This is a genomic window from Mesorhizobium shangrilense (assembly GCF_028826155.1).
Taxonomy (GTDB): domain Bacteria; phylum Pseudomonadota; class Alphaproteobacteria; order Rhizobiales; family Rhizobiaceae; genus Arvimicrobium; species Arvimicrobium flavum.
Genome location: NZ_JAQGPN010000001.1, coordinates 2,974,458 through 2,989,076 on the forward strand (window position 1 = coordinate 2,974,458; position 14,619 = coordinate 2,989,076).

16 protein-coding genes are annotated in these 14,619 nt (G+C 62.9%); 14 read left to right on the forward strand and 2 right to left on the reverse strand.

The genetic code is table 11. The features are described 5' to 3' along the window. The first annotated feature begins 22 nt into the window (after nucleotides 1–22). The 6 genes from PD284_RS14330 (at nucleotide 23) to PD284_RS14355 (ending at nucleotide 5,105) form a co-directional block, all read left to right on the forward strand. A complete protein-coding gene (locus PD284_RS14330) occupies nucleotides 23–1,264 on the forward strand; it encodes an ABC transporter substrate-binding protein (RefSeq protein ID WP_411956208.1) in 1,242 nt (413 codons plus the stop codon). A gap of 22 nt (nucleotides 1,265–1,286) precedes the next feature. Then, nucleotides 1,287–2,261 (forward strand): YVTN family beta-propeller repeat protein, encoded by a 975-nt coding sequence (locus PD284_RS14335; RefSeq protein ID WP_274628863.1) that lies wholly within the window; start codon nucleotides 1,287–1,289, stop codon nucleotides 2,259–2,261. Between the two features lie 32 nt (nucleotides 2,262–2,293). After that, a complete protein-coding gene (locus PD284_RS14340) occupies nucleotides 2,294–2,779 on the forward strand; it encodes a cupredoxin domain-containing protein (protein ID WP_274628864.1) in 486 nt (161 codons plus the stop codon). 78 nt (nucleotides 2,780–2,857) lie between these two features. Beyond that, nucleotides 2,858–3,610 (forward strand): ATP-binding cassette domain-containing protein, encoded by a 753-nt coding sequence (locus PD284_RS14345; RefSeq protein ID WP_274628865.1) that lies wholly within the window; start codon nucleotides 2,858–2,860, stop codon nucleotides 3,608–3,610. Further along, nucleotides 3,607–4,482, forward strand: a complete 876-nt coding sequence (locus tag PD284_RS14350; protein ID WP_274628866.1) for an ABC transporter permease — start codon at nucleotides 3,607–3,609, stop codon at nucleotides 4,480–4,482. The genes PD284_RS14345 and PD284_RS14350 overlap by 4 nt, the downstream gene beginning before the upstream one ends. Before the next feature lie 14 nt (nucleotides 4,483–4,496). After that, nucleotides 4,497–5,105, forward strand: a complete 609-nt coding sequence (locus PD284_RS14355; RefSeq protein ID WP_274628867.1) for a hypothetical protein — start codon at nucleotides 4,497–4,499, stop codon at nucleotides 5,103–5,105. Nucleotides 5,106–5,441: 336 nt separating this feature from the next. On the opposite strand, the gene PD284_RS14360 is transcribed toward PD284_RS14355, so the two are convergent. After that, nucleotides 5,442–5,819, reverse strand: a complete 378-nt coding sequence (locus PD284_RS14360; protein WP_274628868.1) for a c-type cytochrome — start codon at nucleotides 5,817–5,819, stop codon at nucleotides 5,442–5,444. 357 nt (nucleotides 5,820–6,176) lie between these two features. Here PD284_RS14360 and PD284_RS14365 point away from each other — a divergent pair, with 357 nt between their 5' ends. The 6 genes from PD284_RS14365 (at nucleotide 6,177) to PD284_RS14390 (ending at nucleotide 11,001) form a co-directional block, all read left to right on the forward strand. Further along, on the forward strand, nucleotides 6,177–6,380 hold the full coding sequence (locus tag PD284_RS14365) for a hypothetical protein (RefSeq protein ID WP_411956209.1): 204 nt from the start codon (nucleotides 6,177–6,179) through the stop codon (nucleotides 6,378–6,380). Between the two features lie 41 nt (nucleotides 6,381–6,421). Then, entirely contained in the window at nucleotides 6,422–7,408 is a 987-nt protein-coding gene (locus PD284_RS14370; RefSeq protein ID WP_274628870.1) for an ABC transporter substrate-binding protein, read from the forward strand. Further along, a complete protein-coding gene (locus PD284_RS14375; RefSeq protein ID WP_274628871.1) occupies nucleotides 7,405–8,229 on the forward strand; it encodes an ABC transporter permease in 825 nt (274 codons plus the stop codon). The genes PD284_RS14370 and PD284_RS14375 overlap by 4 nt, the downstream gene beginning before the upstream one ends. Next, nucleotides 8,198–8,938, forward strand: coding sequence for an ABC transporter ATP-binding protein (locus tag PD284_RS14380; RefSeq protein ID WP_274628872.1), 741 nt, complete (start codon nucleotides 8,198–8,200; stop codon nucleotides 8,936–8,938). Before PD284_RS14375 ends, PD284_RS14380 begins: the two co-directional genes overlap by 32 nt. Nucleotides 8,939–9,091: 153 nt before the next feature. Beyond that, the gene (locus PD284_RS14385; protein WP_274628873.1) at nucleotides 9,092–10,027 is read left to right on the forward strand and encodes a quinoprotein relay system zinc metallohydrolase 2; all 936 of its coding nucleotides are present in this window, start codon (nucleotides 9,092–9,094) and stop codon (nucleotides 10,025–10,027) included. Between the two features lie 110 nt (nucleotides 10,028–10,137). Next, nucleotides 10,138–11,001, forward strand: coding sequence for a quinoprotein dehydrogenase-associated SoxYZ-like carrier (locus PD284_RS14390; RefSeq protein WP_274628874.1), 864 nt, complete (start codon nucleotides 10,138–10,140; stop codon nucleotides 10,999–11,001). A gap of 4 nt (nucleotides 11,002–11,005) precedes the next feature. Here PD284_RS14390 and PD284_RS14395 read toward each other — a convergent pair whose 3' ends face one another. Continuing rightward, nucleotides 11,006–11,359 carry a hypothetical protein gene (locus PD284_RS14395; RefSeq protein WP_411956210.1) on the reverse strand — a complete coding sequence of 118 codons (354 nt, stop codon included), beginning with the start codon at nucleotides 11,357–11,359 and terminating at the stop codon, nucleotides 11,006–11,008. Nucleotides 11,360–12,169: 810 nt separating this feature from the next. Here PD284_RS14395 and PD284_RS14400 point away from each other — a divergent pair. Both PD284_RS14400 and PD284_RS14405 read left to right on the forward strand, forming a co-directional pair. Further along, nucleotides 12,170–13,945, forward strand: coding sequence for a methanol/ethanol family PQQ-dependent dehydrogenase (locus PD284_RS14400; protein WP_411956273.1), 1,776 nt, complete (start codon nucleotides 12,170–12,172; stop codon nucleotides 13,943–13,945). A gap of 178 nt (nucleotides 13,946–14,123) precedes the next feature. Next, entirely contained in the window at nucleotides 14,124–14,618 is a 495-nt protein-coding gene (locus PD284_RS14405) for a c-type cytochrome, methanol metabolism-related (RefSeq protein WP_411956211.1), read from the forward strand. The last annotated feature ends 1 nt before the right edge of the window (nucleotide 14,619 follow it).

The following is a 14,619-nucleotide window of genomic DNA, read 5'->3' on the forward strand; positions in this document are numbered from 1 at the left end:
CGGACAATTGGCTTTGAAGAGCATGGTGCCAAACACTCTCGCAATCTTCATCGGACTTTTTTTGGCGGGCGTCAACGCAGGCGGCGCGCTGGCGCAGGAGAGCGGGCAAGCCGCGCAGACGACGGCGGCAAAGGCTGAAAAGGCGGTCGTCGAGATCAGGATCGGCTATCTGCGGGCCTACGCGCCGCAGTTGGCCCTGTCCGTCCTAGACGTGCCGCCGCGTGACGAGGGCGTCGCCGGCGCCAATGTGGCGATCGGCGACAACAACACGACGGGCAGCTTCCTTGGCCAGAAGTTCACGCTCGACGTCACCGAGGTGAAGCCCAGCGACGATGTCGTCCCCGTGTTCAAGGAGATGGTCGCCAGGGGCGACCGCTATCTTGTGGCCGACATTTCAGCCGCCCAGCTGCTGTCGATCGCGGACCTGGCCCGCGACAACAACGTGCTGATCTTCAACGCGGGCGCCGTCGACGACATCCTGCGGGAAGAAGAATGCCGGGCCAATGTCTTTCACACGGCTCCGACGCGAACGATGCTGGCCGACGGCCTGGCGCAATACCTCATCTGGAAGCAATGGCCGCGGTGGGTTTTGCTCTACGGCTCGCACGATCGGGACAAGCTTTTCGCCGAGGCCTTGCGCCGGGCCGCAACCCGCTTCGGCGGCGAGATCGTCGCCGAAAAACTGTTCGCGGACACCGGCACCGCCCGGCGCACGGATTCCGGCGTCGTCCAGATCCAGCGGCAGATGCCGGTGTTCACACAGGACCTGCCTGACCACGATGTCGTGCTGGTTGCCGACGAAAGCGAGGTATTCGGCACATTCGTGCCGTTCCGGACCTGGATCCCACGACCTGTCGCCGGCACGGCAGGGCTGATCCCCTCCGCCTGGCACCCGGCCAGCGAGCAATGGGGCGGAACGCAGATCCAGAACCGGTTCGCCAAGGTGAACGGCAGGCGCATGCTCTCGAAGGATATGTCGGCGTGGACCGCAGTGCGGATCCTGGGAGATGCCGCGACGCGTACGCAAAGTGCCGACCCGGAGAAGATAGGCGCCTTCATCAGGGCCGACGATTTCTCGATTGCTGCCTTCAAGGGGCAGAAGCTGACGTTCCGCAAGTGGAACTGGCAGCTCAGGCAGCCGATCTTCCTCGGCGACGGGCGCTCGGTCGTGACGACGTCTCCCCAGGAGGGATTCCTGCACCAGGTGTCTGAACTGGACACCCTTGGCATCGCTCAACCGGAGACCAAATGCACGCTTAGATAACCGTGAAAAAGGGAGGAAGCGCATGCGACGACGACTATCGATACTGACAGCCGCCATGCTGGCGGGACTGACTGCCACGCCGGCGTCGGCCTACATGGTCTACGTCTCGAACGAGAAGGACAACACCATCAGCGTCGTGGACGCCAAGAGCATGGAGGTCGTCAAGACGGTCGATGTCGGCCAGAGGCCCCGCGGCATCACCATCTCCCACGACGGCAAGTTCATCTATCTGTGCGCCAGCGACGACAACACCATCGAGGTCATCGACACCGCGACGCTCGAGATTATCGGCTCGCTGCCTTCGGGCCCCGACCCTGAACTGTTCGTGTTGTCGCCCGACGGCAAGACCCTCTACGTCGCCAACGAGGACGACAACCTGGTGACGGTCATCGACGTCGAGGGCAAGAGCGTGCTGAGCGAAATCCCGGTTGGCGTCGAGCCCGAGGGCATGGGCGTGAGCCCCGACGGCAAGACCATCGTCAACACGTCGGAAACGACCAATATGGCGCATTTCATCGACACAGCGACACATGAGATCACCCACAACGTGCTGGTCGATTCTCGGCCGCGCTTCATCGAGTTTACGCCCGACGGCAAAGAGGCGTGGGTGAGCGCCGAGATCGGCGGCACGGTCTCCGTCATCGACAACGAGACCCGAGAGATCAAGCACAAGATCACCTTCGAGATCCCCGGCCTGCGTGCGGAATCGATCCAGCCGGTCGGCATTCGCATAACGGCCGATGGCAAGAAGGCCTATGTGGCCCTGGGTCCGGCGAACCGCGTGGCGGTGATCAATACGCAGACCTACGAGGTGGAGAAGTATGTGCTGGTAGGCCAGCGCGTGTGGCAGCTCGCCTTCACCCCGGACCAGAAGACGATCATCAGCACGAATGGCGTCTCGAATGACATCACCTTCATCGATGTTGCCTCCGACGAACCCGTGCAGTCCGTGACCGTCGGCGCGCTGCCGTGGGGGGTCGTGGTTTCACCCAACTGAGCTTTCAGAAATCAATGGAAGGGCAGGATATCATGAGGAAATTTCAGGCATTCGCACTCGCTTCGCTGGTCGGCCTGGCGTTGAGCCTCGGGCAGGTCTGGGCGCAGGACAACGACGATGACGACGACGCGCCAGCCAAGGCCGAAGCATCCGCCGCCGAAAAGCCCACCCGCGCCAGCAAGGACGTGCCGGAGCTGATCCTCGGCGCCAAGGATGATCAGTTCACGGTGAACCAGAAGGACTTCGAGCTCATCTCGGGGCAGGGCTACCGTTGGAAGATCTCCGCGGCGGGCGGCCTGGAATACAAGTTCCACACGGATCTTTTCCGCAACGTCTGGAACAACCAGATCGTTATCAGCGATCTCGAGGTGCACATGAATGGTGCGCCGGCATGGCTGGAGTTCGACGCGGACGGGACGATCCAGGTCCAGTTCACCACGGTCAGGCCGGGCGTATATACATGGTCGGTACCGGACCTCGTCGACAAGGGCATGAAGGGCAGGATCACGATCAAGTAGGAGCGCGCTCCTTCCCTCGATGACCCGGAGGAAGCAAGGCACGTGCAGCATGTGAGGACAGGTGGACCCGGGAATGGCGTGGCTGCGCTGGACGTGGCCGGCGTCAGCCATTCCTACGGGCAGAAAAAAGCGCTGGACGATGTCTCGTTCTCGATCGCACCGTCCACCTTTACTGTGCTGCTCGGCCTGAACGGCGCGGGCAAGACGACGCTGTTCTCGCTCATCAGCCATCTCTACAATACGCGGCATGGCGCGATCCGTGTGTTCGGACACGATATCAGCCAGACGCCCGGCGAGGCGCTGCGCCGCCTCGGCATCGTGTTCCAGGCGCGCACCCTCGACCTCGACCTCAGCGTGTTCCAGAACCTGTCGTATCACGCCTCGCTGCACGGAATTGGCTCCGCCGAGGCGCGCCAGCGGATCAATGCCGTCCTCGATACGGTCGAGATGGCGGGACGCCTTGGCGACAAGGCGCGCAGCCTGTCGGGCGGGCAGATGCGGCGCATCGAGATCGCGCGTGCCCTCCTGCACCGGCCGCCCCTGCTTCTGCTCGACGAGGCCACCGTGGGCCTGGACGTACAGTCGCGCGCCGGCATCCTCGCCAACATCCGCAGGCTGGTGGCGGCAGAGGGCATCAGCGCCTTCTGGGCAACGCATCTGATCGATGAAGTCGACGAAGGTGACCATGTCGTCGTGCTGGACGAGGGCAGGGTGGCCGCCGACGCCAGGGTGAGCGAGGTCGTCCGCGCGACGGGCGCGAAGGACATAGGCGAGGCGTTCGCAAAACTCTGCCGCAAGCCCTCTGCGACCGGGGTGGAGCGTTCGACATGACGACGCCGTCCGCCGGCGCGGCCGAATCCCGCGCAAGGCCGCTGCCGGCGTCGGCTTTCGGCATCCGCGCCTATCTGGTCTGCCTGAAGGGAATCCTGGTTCGGGAGGGATTGCGCTTCCTCAACCAGCGCGAACGCTTCATCTCCTCGCTGGTGAGGCCGCTGCTTTGGCTCTTCATCTTCGCCGCAGGTTTCCGTCAGGTGCTCGGCGTCTCCATCATCCCGCCCTACAAGACCTACGTCCTCTACGAGGTCTACATCACGCCCGGGCTCTGTGGCATGATCCTGCTCTTCAGCGGCATGCAGTCGTCGCTGTCCATGGTCTACGACCGCGAGATGGGCAACATGCGCACCCTTCTGGTGAGCCCTTTCCCACGATGGTTCCTCCTTGTCTCGAAACTGCTCGCAGGAGTGAGCGTTTCGATCGCCCAAGTCTACGTCTTCCTGCTCATCGCGCGGTTCTGGGGGGTGAAGGCGCCGCCGCTCGGCTACCTTATGGTGCTGCCGGCGCTTTTCCTGGCTGGCCTGATGCTGGGGGCGCTCGGACTGCTCCTGTCGTCCCTGATCAAGCAGCTGGAGAATTTCGCCGGCATCATGAACTTCGTGATCTTCCCGATGTATTTCGCCTCGCCGGCTCTCTACCCACTCTGGCGGATACAGGAATCGAGCCCCCTCCTTTACAAGATTTGCCTCGCAAATCCATTCACTTACGCGGTGGAGTTGATCCGTTTCGCGTTTTACGGGCAGGTCGAATGGACGTCGCTGGGCGTCGTCGCGGCGTTCGCGGCGCTGTTCATGGCCGGCGCGATCCTCGCCTACGATCCGTCGCGAGGGCTGATGACGAGGAAGCAGGACACGGGAGGCAACGGGTGATACGATCGATGCTCATGCTGCGCGCGCTCGCCGCTACGGCGTTCATAGGGACGGGGGCGCTCGCCGCGTCGGGCAGCGATCCCGACTGGCCCTGCATCCAGCGCAAGGTGCCGGAACTGTCGATGGGGCAGATCTGGAACGGACCCGAATTGCCATCGGCCGCACGGGATTGGTCGAAAGACAAGGATGTCTCGGATCTGATCAAGGAGGTCGCGGCCCGGCGGGTGCCGCTGGCTGAGGCGCAGCAGGAGATCCGCGAGTTTATCGCGAAGCTGCCCGCCGGACAGTCGCACGATGGCATGACCAAGCTGGTGCAGGGATTGTTCGAACACATGAACGCGGAGCGTTCGCAGATCATCTCGGGCATTGCGCGGTATGCGCACAGGCAGCGCGACCTTGCCGGGGCGTTGCGCAAGGAAGCCTCGGAGCTGGACGCATTGCGCACCAGTCCCGATGCGGACGCCAAAGAAGTTGACGCGCGCACCCAGCAGCTGACGTGGGAGACCCGCGTCTTCGAGGAGCGGGTCCAGTCGCTGACCTACGTCTGCGAGGTTCCCACGCTCATCGAGCAAAGGCTTTATGCGCTGGCGAAGACCGTCGCGGACGTGATGGCCGGGAAGTGAGCGGCATTCCAGGCATCGCCGGGACCGTTGCCTGGCCAGCCGTGCTGACGCGCCGTATCAGGAAGGGCGTGCCGAGCAGCGGGTTGCACCGCAGCCTACGCATCAGACGACCTCTACAATCCCTTTAAGATCTGGCTATACCTCATTGTTACAAAGTCATGTATTCGTCCGCTGACGCTGGAACGAAACATTTCCATGAACGCCAAGTCGCGACCGTTACGGGTGTTGACCCACGGATCAAGGGCGATCTTCGGAGGCTGAAACCCGGCCGCCGCGCCGCAGGATGAGCCTTCGTTGGGCAGACGTCCGCGCGATCCAGGCGCTGGCGTCCTCTGCTTACGGGAATTGCTTCAGATAGGCGATCACATTGGCGATGTCGGCGTCGTCCTTGAGGCCGGGGAACGCCATCTTGGTGCCCTTCACGATCGCCTTCGGCGCCCTCAGGTATTCCGTCAGCTTCGCCTCGTCCCACACCAGTCCGCCCTTGCCGGCTTCGACCATGGCGGGGGAATATTTGAAGCCCTCATGTGTTCCGGCCGTCCTGCCGATGACGGCCTTCAGGGATGGTCCGACCTTGTTCTTGTCCTCGTCAGCGATATGGCAGGCCTTGCACTTGGCGAAAACCTTTTCGCCCGCTGCGGCGTCCTGGGCCGACGACTGGCCGGTCGCCAGCAGGGTGAGGCATAGTGCGGAGAATGCTGCGGTGATGCGCATGGCGTTTCCTCTGTCGATCCTCATGGGTGCCCTGAGTGATCATTGCATATGCCGATGCTGATACCCGCCGACATAGGCATTTTGGCGCGGGAAAGCGCATGTGCCGATTTTCCTTACAGGACCTGCGGCGCTCGCATGAGGCGAAAAGCTAGACACGCCTAGGGCGAAGTCAACCGTACCAAGGTGCAGTGCCAAGCGGGCGGCCCCGGAAGCCGCAGCGCGTGTTGACGCTCGATAGTCAACCGCGTAGCCTTCGAAAGGCTCTCCGCTCGGGCACCTGCGGAAGCACAGGACGATTGATGCTCCATGTGGGGCGGGCATGCTTCGCGCAGGCGAGGCAAAGGTGCTGAAATGGACATGATCGACCTTGTCTTGACGGTCTGCCTGATCGCCAATCCGGCCGAATGCCACGAAGAGCACCTCTATTTCGAGAGTCACGGATCGCTGGTGCAATGCACCTTCCTGGCGCCGCCGCAAATTGCGAGATGGGCGCTGAAGCACCCCAAGTTCCAGATCGCACGCTGGAAGTGTTCTTTCCCGGACAAGGGCAGGGAGATATGACCGGCGCGCCGCCCTTTCAGATTGACGCCGGAACGAAGACGATGATTTCAAGACGCAACGCGATCTGCCTCGCTGCTGTCGGCGCCCTTTCCGCCCTCGTTCCACACGCGGCTGATGCCGCGGTTGCCAAGGTTCGTGTGGGAGCGCTGAAGTTTGGGACTGTCAGCTGGGAGCTCGATGCGCTCAAGCACCACAGGTTCGATGCGGCCAACGGGATCGATCTGGAAGTTGTCTACTTTGCGGGAGAGGACGCGACGAATGTTGCGATGCTGGCCGGAGAGATCGACGTGATCGTCTCCGACTGGCTTTGGGTATCGCGGCAGCGTTCGGAAGGCAGCGACGTCACGCTTGTCCCGTATTCGACCGCAGTCGGCGCCGTCATGGTCCAGGAAGGTTCACCAATCCGGACGGTTGCCGACCTCAGGCAAAGGAAGATCGGCGTTGCTGGCGGGCCGCTGGACAAGAGCTGGCTGCTGATTCAGGCCCTTGCGTTGCGTGACTACGGCATCAACCTCCCGCAGGATAACGAAATCGCCTACGGCGCGCCGCCGCTGCTGTCGGAGAAAGCCCGGCAGGGCGAACTCGATGCGGTGCTGAACTTCTGGCACTTCTGCGCCCGCCTCGAGGCCAACGGCTTCCGGCGCGTGATCGGCGCCAATGACGCCGCCATCGCGCTCGGCGCCTCGGGGCCGGTGTCCACTCTCGGCTACGTCTTCCATGAGCAATGGGCGACAGAAAATCCCGCTGCGGCGATGGCGCTGGTCATGGCTTCGGCCGACGCCAAGCGGCTGCTGGCGCAATCCGACGCGGAATGGCTGCGCCTTGCGCCTCTCGTGCGCGCCGAGGGCAGGGAACTCGACATCCTGCGCGACCGCTATCGGGAGGGCATTCCAGGGCGGCCCGTGTCGGAGGATCAGGCCGACGCGGCCAGGCTCTATGCCGTTCTTGCCGAGCTTGGCGGCGAGAAGCTGGTCGGCCAGGCGATGGCGATGGAGCCGGGGACGTTCTGGTCAGGGTTGATGAAATGACGGCGCCCGATACCGGCGCGGAAGAATCCCTGGCGCGCGTTCCTTCGACCCCTTCCCGCGCCACTCCAACGCTGTTGCCGCTTGCGACTGTCGCGGTGTCCTTGCTCGGTCTCGGCCTGGTCTGGGGCGTTGCCGCGGCGATCTGGCCGAGCCGCACATTCCCGTCGCCACTTGCGGTTTGGACGGTCCTCGTCCGCGATGCGGCGAGTGGCGAGTTGCCATTCCATCTCGCCATGACGCTGGGTCGCGTGGCGGCAGCCTTCATCGTCGCCATGGTCGTTGGATCGGTCATCGGTGTCCTGCTCGGCAATCACCGGCGCGCCGATCGCTTCTTCGATCCGTGGGTCGTGCTGTTCCTCAATCTTCCGGCCCTGGTCATCATCGTCCTTGCCTACATCTGGTTCGGGTTGAACGAAGCGGCGGCCATCGGCGCGGTGGCGCTGAACAAGATCCCGAATGTCGTGGTGACGATGCGCGAGGGCGCACGCGCGCTCGATCCCCGCTATGCCGAAATGGCGACCGTCTATCGCTTCGACGCGCTCGACCGGCTGCGACATGTGCTGCTTCCCCAGCTGCAACCCTATATTGCTGCGGCGTCGCGCTCGGGGATCGCGCTGATCTGGAAGATCGTGCTGGTCGTCGAGCTGCTCGGTCGTCCGAACGGCGTCGGCTTCCAGATCTACCTTTACTTCCAGATGTTCGACGTCGCCGCGATCCTGGCCTATACGCTCGCCTTCGTGGCCGTCATGCTCCTCATCGAACTGCTCGTGGTACAGCCCTTTGAACGACATGCGACCCGTTGGCGTCGGCGCGCCGCTTAGCGTCGACATCGCCGAAAAGACCTTCCGGTCGGCGGAAGGCGTCTCGGTGGTGGCGCTGCAGAACCTCTCCTTCGAGGTGCGGCAGGGAGAGTTCGCGTGCCTGCTTGGTCCGTCCGGTTGCGGCAAGACCACGACGCTGCGCATCCTGCTCGGGCTCGATCGGGATTTTTCCGGCACGGTGCGGTTGCCGGAAGGCAGCGCCGATCGCATGGCCGTTGTGTTCCAGGAGCCCACGTTGCTGCCGTGGCGCACGGTCGAGCAGAACGTTCGGCTGGGATTTCCGAAAAGCCGCCGAAATGTCGATCTGAGTTGGCTTTTCGAGAGTCTTGGACTTGCCGGCATGCGCTCCCTCTTCCCGTCGGAACTCTCACTGGGCCTGGCGCGCCGCGCGGCGTTGGCCCGGGCTTTTGCCGCCGAGCCGGCCCTGATGTTGCTGGACGAGCCGTTCGTTTCGCTCGACGAAGCGACGGCCGAGCGGCTTCGCCACCTGCTGCTCAGCGTTTGGTCCAGGCGTCCGACCACCGCTCTCATGGTCACGCACAATCTGCGTGAGGCGCTGATGCTGTCGGACCGCATCATCGTGTTGTCCGGACGCCCCGCATATGCGCGCGGCGTGTTCGAGGTAGCGACGCCGCGGCAGCATCGAAGCCAGGACGTCATGAGCGAATTGCTGCGCCAGTTTCACGAGCGGTTTCCCGACGTGACCTGACAGTGCATGGCCGTCCTGGCGACGGAGGGATTTGGAATGAGCACCGATCCGAGTGGCCCGAGTGAAATCGCGCGAGCTCTTACGGGGTTCGCCCCCGACGTGATGTCGAACTCCGGCGGGCTTCGAAAACACGACGCAGGTCGGCGCGGCCTCATGGCGAGCCTGGGTTGTGCGGGGCTCGGCGTCGGGCTGGGCCTGTGGCCATGGCGGCAACTCCTGGCCCGCGCCGGCGCGGCGTTCGCGGTCCACGAAATCGCCGAGGGTGTCTTCGCCTTTCGCGGCGCGGATGAGATGATGACCGCCGCCAACGAGGGAGCGATCGCCAATCTGGGATTCGTCGTCGGCGCCGATGCGGTCGCCGTCGTCGACAGCGGCGGCAGCGCGGTGGAAGGCCGCAAGCTGTTGGACGCGGTGCGGGCGGTGACGCGCAAGCCGATCCGCTACCTGATCAACACCCACATGCATCCAGACCACATCTTCGGCAACGCCGTGTTCAGGGACGCAGGCGCGGCAATCGTGGGGCATCGCAACCTGCCTGCGGCGCTGGAGGCAAGGGGCTCGTTCTACCTTCGCCGTTTTCGCGAACAGATCGGCGCTGCGATGATGGAAGGCGTCGAGATCGTGCCGCCGTCCATGCTGGTCGATGACCGGCTGGAACTCGACCTTGGCGGCCGGTTGCTCGGACTCCGCGCCTGGGCTGCTGCCCATACGGACAACGACCTGACGGTATTCGATCGCAACATGCGCACGCTGTTTGCCGGCGATCTCGTGTTTCTCGGGCATCTGCCGACGCTCGACGGTTCACTCCTTGGCTGGATGCGCCAGCTTCCCGAACTCGCCGGCATGGAGGCGACGTCAGTGGTAGCTGGCCACGGTCCCGTACCGGCCGAATGGCCGGGTGCGCTGAAAGGCGAGCAGCGATACTTCGAGGCGCTGGCCGGCGACCTGCGCAAGGCCATCGCGGCTGGCGTACCGCTCGCCGAAGCGGTGAGAACGGCGGCCCAGGCAGAGCGGGGTAACTGGGATCTGTTCGATGAATACAACGAGCGCAATGCCACGGCCGCCTACGCCGAGCTCGAATGGGAGTGAGGTTTGCCGCAGGGCGGCGCTCGGGACGGCAAAATTTGCCAAGCCGTCGGCGCAGGCTTATGATCCGTGCAGCATGGGCACCACCTCTCGCGTTCGGTGGAGGCACTAACATGCAACGCGAAGTCACCAGCCAACGGCACCCGCTCTCGCCCGTGCTGCAATTTCTGGCGGCGCTGCTTCTCACCCTGGCGGCCATTCTCAGCTACGTGGCATCCGCGCAGGCCCAGCAAACCATGGCCTCCTCGGAAAGGATCTGGTCCGGACTCCGGGGCGATGTCTTCGGCGACAGGGAGATCGTGACCGACACGGGGTTGGTGAGGATCGTAGCGCCCAAGCGCGCTCAGGATGCTGCGATCGTGCCCGTCGACATCTATCTCGATCCCTCCAGGGCGCCGGACGGCGTCAAGGCTGTCACCATGATCATCGACGCCAATCCTGCGCCGGTCGCGGCGACATTCGAGCTAGGCCGCGACGCGGGGGTCACCCACCTGTCGACGCGCGTCCGCGTCAACGACTACTCGTTCATCCGGGCGATCGCGGAGCGCCGGAACGGCGAGCTGCACATGGCGCAGACCTTCGTCAAGGCGTCCGGTGGATGTTCGGCGCCGGTCGTCAAGAATTCGGCCGAGGCGCTTGCATCCATGGGGCAAATGAAGCTCCGTCAGTTTTCGGCTGACGAGACGATGAGCAAGGCGCAGGAGTTGCAGCTGATGATCCGCCACCCGAACAATTCGGGGCTGCAGCGCGATCCGCTGACCCAGTATTTCATTCCCGCGCACTTCGTCCAGAAACTCTCCATCTCGCAAGGCGACAGGCCGATCCTTTCCATGGTCGGCGGCATTTCGATCTCCGAGGATCCGAACTTCCGCTTCGAGTTCGCGGCGCAGGGGCAGGGCGAGATCCGGGTCGAGGCGGTCGACACGGACGGAAAGGTCTTCCGCGAGCAATGGTCGCTGGAAACGACCGGGCTTTGAGCGGTCAGAAGCAGCGTATGTCGGCTTCGGCCTGTGCGCGGCGGAGTGCGGTGCCCGCGGCCTTGGCGGGGGCGCTCTCGCGGAACAGCCCGCTGGCCTCACCGGTCGTCAACGACATCCGCCTGAATGTCTCTGCGCGCTCGTAGTCCTCGTAGGGGATGATCGACGCGATGACGTCGATCGAGCAGGAGCAGCGCTCGAGGGCCTCGCGCGTTTGGCCATTCGCCTTCATGCAGCCGAACACGTAGTCGGCGAGCGTGGATGTCGGATAGTCGTCTGCGGCACGCGCCGGTGCGGCAAAGGAGAGGCAGGCCGCAATCAGGAACGGCAGCATCGGACGTGCGCTTGGTTCAGCCATGGAGCGGTCTCCTTCTGTTTCGGCTACCGGCGCACTCGCCGCGGGTCCAGCGAGCCGTCCCAGTTGGCAATGCAAGTCGGCCTCAGTCAAGCAGTCCGTATAGGACCAAAGGAGGAATGGCGTTCGGGGCGGAACATGGTCGCGCACCGCCCGGGAGGGATCAGATCGGCGATGTTCCCGCGAAGGGCATATCCATGTCCCGGCTTAATATCGCGAAGCAGCATCTCGCGTTCATACTTTGGAGGATCTGAATCCCGTGTAGTCACTAAATAGTGGCGATATACAATCGGTGCGCGAATTCAACCAAATGACATTGGCGTGCCGTCTCTGATGAACTTGCGCAGCAAGCTATATATGTCTCACCAAGAAAACTGATGTGGATAGTTTGTTGTGTGCGCCGCATCATTTCAATACTGCGCTGCAGCAATCGAAATGGCCTTTTTGCTTGCCTGCATTATTCAAATGACATAGCCTTCCCTCGTTTCCGGCTTCAAGGGCGTCACCGTCATAGGGAGCGGCGACAGTCTTTCGTAGGCCAAGTGGGGTGGGCAGCAACGGTGCCCTCTGCTCATCTGGCTTAGGTCGTGACACGCTGCCGGAAATACTTCCCACCACAAGGATCGCTTGGGCAAGCCCATGGGGCTCAACACTCGATTCCTGGTTGTGAACCTCGGGAGGATTCGAATGCGTGTGTTCAGGAAGACCATCTGCATTTCCTTTGCCGTGGCGCTGCTGACGGGCGCCTCGGCCGTTGGCGCGTCGGCCAACGAGGAACTGTCGAAGCTTGCATCCGATGCCAAGAACTGGGCGATGCCGACGGGTGACTACGCCAACACCCGCTATTCCAAGCTGAACCAGATCAACAAGGACAATGTGAAGGACCTCCAGGTGAAGTGGACCTTCTCCACCGGCGTGCTGCGCGGTCATGAAGGCGGTCCGCTGGTGATCGGCGACGTGATGTATGTCCACACGCCATTCCCGAACATTGTCTATGCCCTCGACCTCAACAACGACGGCAGGATCCTGTGGAAGTACGAACCGAAGCAGGACCCGACCGTCATTTCGATCATGTGCTGCGACACGGTCAATCGCGGCGTGGCCTATGGCGACGGCAAGATCATCCTCAGTCAGGCCGATACAATGGTGACTGCCCTCGACGCCAAAACCGGGAAAGTCGCCTGGTCGGTGAAGAATGGCCAGGCTACCGACGGCAGCATCTCGGAATCGAGCACGTCGGCGCCCATGATCGTCAAGGACAAGGTGATCATCGGAATCTCCGGAGCGGAATACGGTGTCCGCGGTCACATCTCGGCTTACAACCTGAAGGACGGCTCGCTGGCTTGGCGGGGCTATTCGACAGGCCCGGACTCGGAGACCCTGATCGACCCCGAGAAGACGACCCATCTCGGCAAGCCGGTCGGCAAGGACTCCGGCATCAACACCTGGGAAGGGGAGCAGTGGAAGACCGGTGGCGGTACGACCTGGGGATGGTATTCCTACGATCCCAAGCTCAACCTCATCTACTACGGCACAGGCAATCCCTCCACCTGGAACCCTGTCCAACGCCCAGGCGACAATCGCTGGTCGATGACGATCTTCGCTCGTGATGCCGACACCGGCGTCGCGAAGTGGCTCTACCAGATGACCCCCCACGACGAGTGGGACTATGACGGCGTCAACGAGATGATCCTCGTCGATGGCATGCAGATCAATGGCGCGGCCCATGACGTCCTCGTCCACTTCGACCGCAACGGCTTCGCTTATACGATGGATCGTGCGAGCGGCGAGTTGCTGGTGGCCAAGAAATATGACCCAACGGTCAACTGGGCGACTGAAGTCGTGATGGACAAGAGCAGCGACCAGTATGGTCGTCCGCAGGTCGTCGCTAAATATTCGACGCAGCAGAACGGCGAAGACACAAACACAACCGGTGTGTGTCCGGCTGCGCTCGGTACAAAGGACCAGCAGCCGGCGACCTATTCGCCGAAGACCGGTCTTTTCTACGTGCCGACCAACCATGTCTGCATGGACTATGAGCCTTACAAGGTCAGCTACACCGCGGGCCAAGCCTATGTCGGCGCCACCGTCGCGATGTATCCGACACCCGGCAGCCATGGCGGCATGGGTAACTTCATCGCCTGGGATGCGGCAAAGGGCGAGATCGTCTGGTCGAAGCCCGAGCAGTTCTCGGTGTGGTCCGGTGCACTGGCGACCGAAGGCGACGTCGTCTTCTACGGGACGCTGGAAGGCTACATCAAGGCGGTCGATAACGAGGGGAAGGAACTCTACAAGTTCAAGACCCCGTCCGGTATCATCGGCAACATCAACACCTTCGAACATGGCGGCAAGCAGTATATCGCAGTGCTGTCCGGCATTGGCGGCTGGGCCGGAATCGGCCTCGCCGGCGGCCTGCTGCAGGCGGAAGGCGCTGCGGCGTGGCAGGCGGCGGTTGCGGGCCAAAATGCTCCGACTGACGAGGCGAAGTCCATCTCGACCGCGGGCCTCGGCGCAGTCGGCGGGTACGCTGCACTTGCCGATTACACGACGCTCGGCGGACAGCTGACTGTCTTTGGTCTCCCGGACTAGGAGCCATCCGGCACAAGAAGCGAGAGCCCGGCCGACCGGGAAGGTTTATCGGGCTCTCGATTTCGCCACGCAATCACGAAGCACATGTACCGCCGCATCCCGACAGCACACCTGCGTCCGTGGCGAAATCAACAAAGAGGTCTGAATGTCTGTTCGAAGTGGAGTGTTGGTCGTTGTCATGATCCTTCTGTCTCTCACCGGTTTGAGCTCGGCTTCTGCCGAGGACACCAAGGAGAAAGCGGCTGCGGTGACCGACGAAGATGGCAAGTGGTTGGACGCTGACGGCAATCCGACCTTCAAGATCCAGGACGACGGCACCGTCGATTGGTACACCTTCAGCGGCTACCGTCGCTATCACTCCGACTGCCACGTCTGCCACGGCCCGGACGGCGTCGGTTCCAGCTACGCGCCCGCCCTGGCGGATTCCGTGAAGAACATTGACTACGGCACGTTCATTTCGATCGTCGCCGAAGGGCGGAAAAACATCTCCGCGGGCAAGGAAAACGTCATGCCGGCCTTCGGCGACAACAAGAACGTCTATTGCTACATGGACGATCTCTACGTCTATCTGCGCGCTCGCGCCGTAGGCGCGGCGCCGCGCGGCAGGCCACCCAAGAAAGCCGACAAGCCGCAGTCCGCCAAGGACCACGAAAAGTCGTGCATGGAAGGCTGAC

Bases quoted from the DNA above. Each gene is read 5' to 3' on its own strand.
- PD284_RS14330 (WP_411956208.1), top strand. From the start codon at position 23: ATGGTGCCAAACACTCTCGCAATCTTCATCGGACTTTTTTTGGCGGGC.
- PD284_RS14335 (WP_274628863.1), top strand. From the start codon at position 1,287: ATGCGACGACGACTATCGATACTGACAGCCGCCATGCTGGCGGGACTG.
- PD284_RS14340 (WP_274628864.1), top strand. From the start codon at position 2,294: ATGAGGAAATTTCAGGCATTCGCACTCGCTTCGCTGGTCGGCCTGGCG.
- PD284_RS14350 (WP_274628866.1), top strand. From the start codon at position 3,607: ATGACGACGCCGTCCGCCGGCGCGGCCGAATCCCGCGCAAGGCCGCTG.
- PD284_RS14355 (WP_274628867.1), top strand. From the start codon at position 4,497: ATGCTGCGCGCGCTCGCCGCTACGGCGTTCATAGGGACGGGGGCGCTC.
- PD284_RS14360 (WP_274628868.1), bottom strand. From the start codon at position 5,819: ATGCGCATCACCGCAGCATTCTCCGCACTATGCCTCACCCTGCTGGCG.
- PD284_RS14365 (WP_411956209.1), top strand. From the start codon at position 6,177: ATGATCGACCTTGTCTTGACGGTCTGCCTGATCGCCAATCCGGCCGAA.
- PD284_RS14370 (WP_274628870.1), top strand. From the start codon at position 6,422: ATGATTTCAAGACGCAACGCGATCTGCCTCGCTGCTGTCGGCGCCCTT.
- PD284_RS14375 (WP_274628871.1), top strand. From the start codon at position 7,405: ATGACGGCGCCCGATACCGGCGCGGAAGAATCCCTGGCGCGCGTTCCT.
- PD284_RS14380 (WP_274628872.1), top strand. From the start codon at position 8,198: ATGCGACCCGTTGGCGTCGGCGCGCCGCTTAGCGTCGACATCGCCGAA.
- PD284_RS14385 (WP_274628873.1), top strand. From the start codon at position 9,092: ATGGCGAGCCTGGGTTGTGCGGGGCTCGGCGTCGGGCTGGGCCTGTGG.
- PD284_RS14390 (WP_274628874.1), top strand. From the start codon at position 10,138: ATGCAACGCGAAGTCACCAGCCAACGGCACCCGCTCTCGCCCGTGCTG.
- PD284_RS14395 (WP_411956210.1), bottom strand. From the start codon at position 11,359: ATGGCTGAACCAAGCGCACGTCCGATGCTGCCGTTCCTGATTGCGGCC.
- PD284_RS14400 (WP_411956273.1), top strand. From the start codon at position 12,170: ATGCCGACGGGTGACTACGCCAACACCCGCTATTCCAAGCTGAACCAG.
- PD284_RS14405 (WP_411956211.1), top strand. From the start codon at position 14,124: ATGATCCTTCTGTCTCTCACCGGTTTGAGCTCGGCTTCTGCCGAGGAC.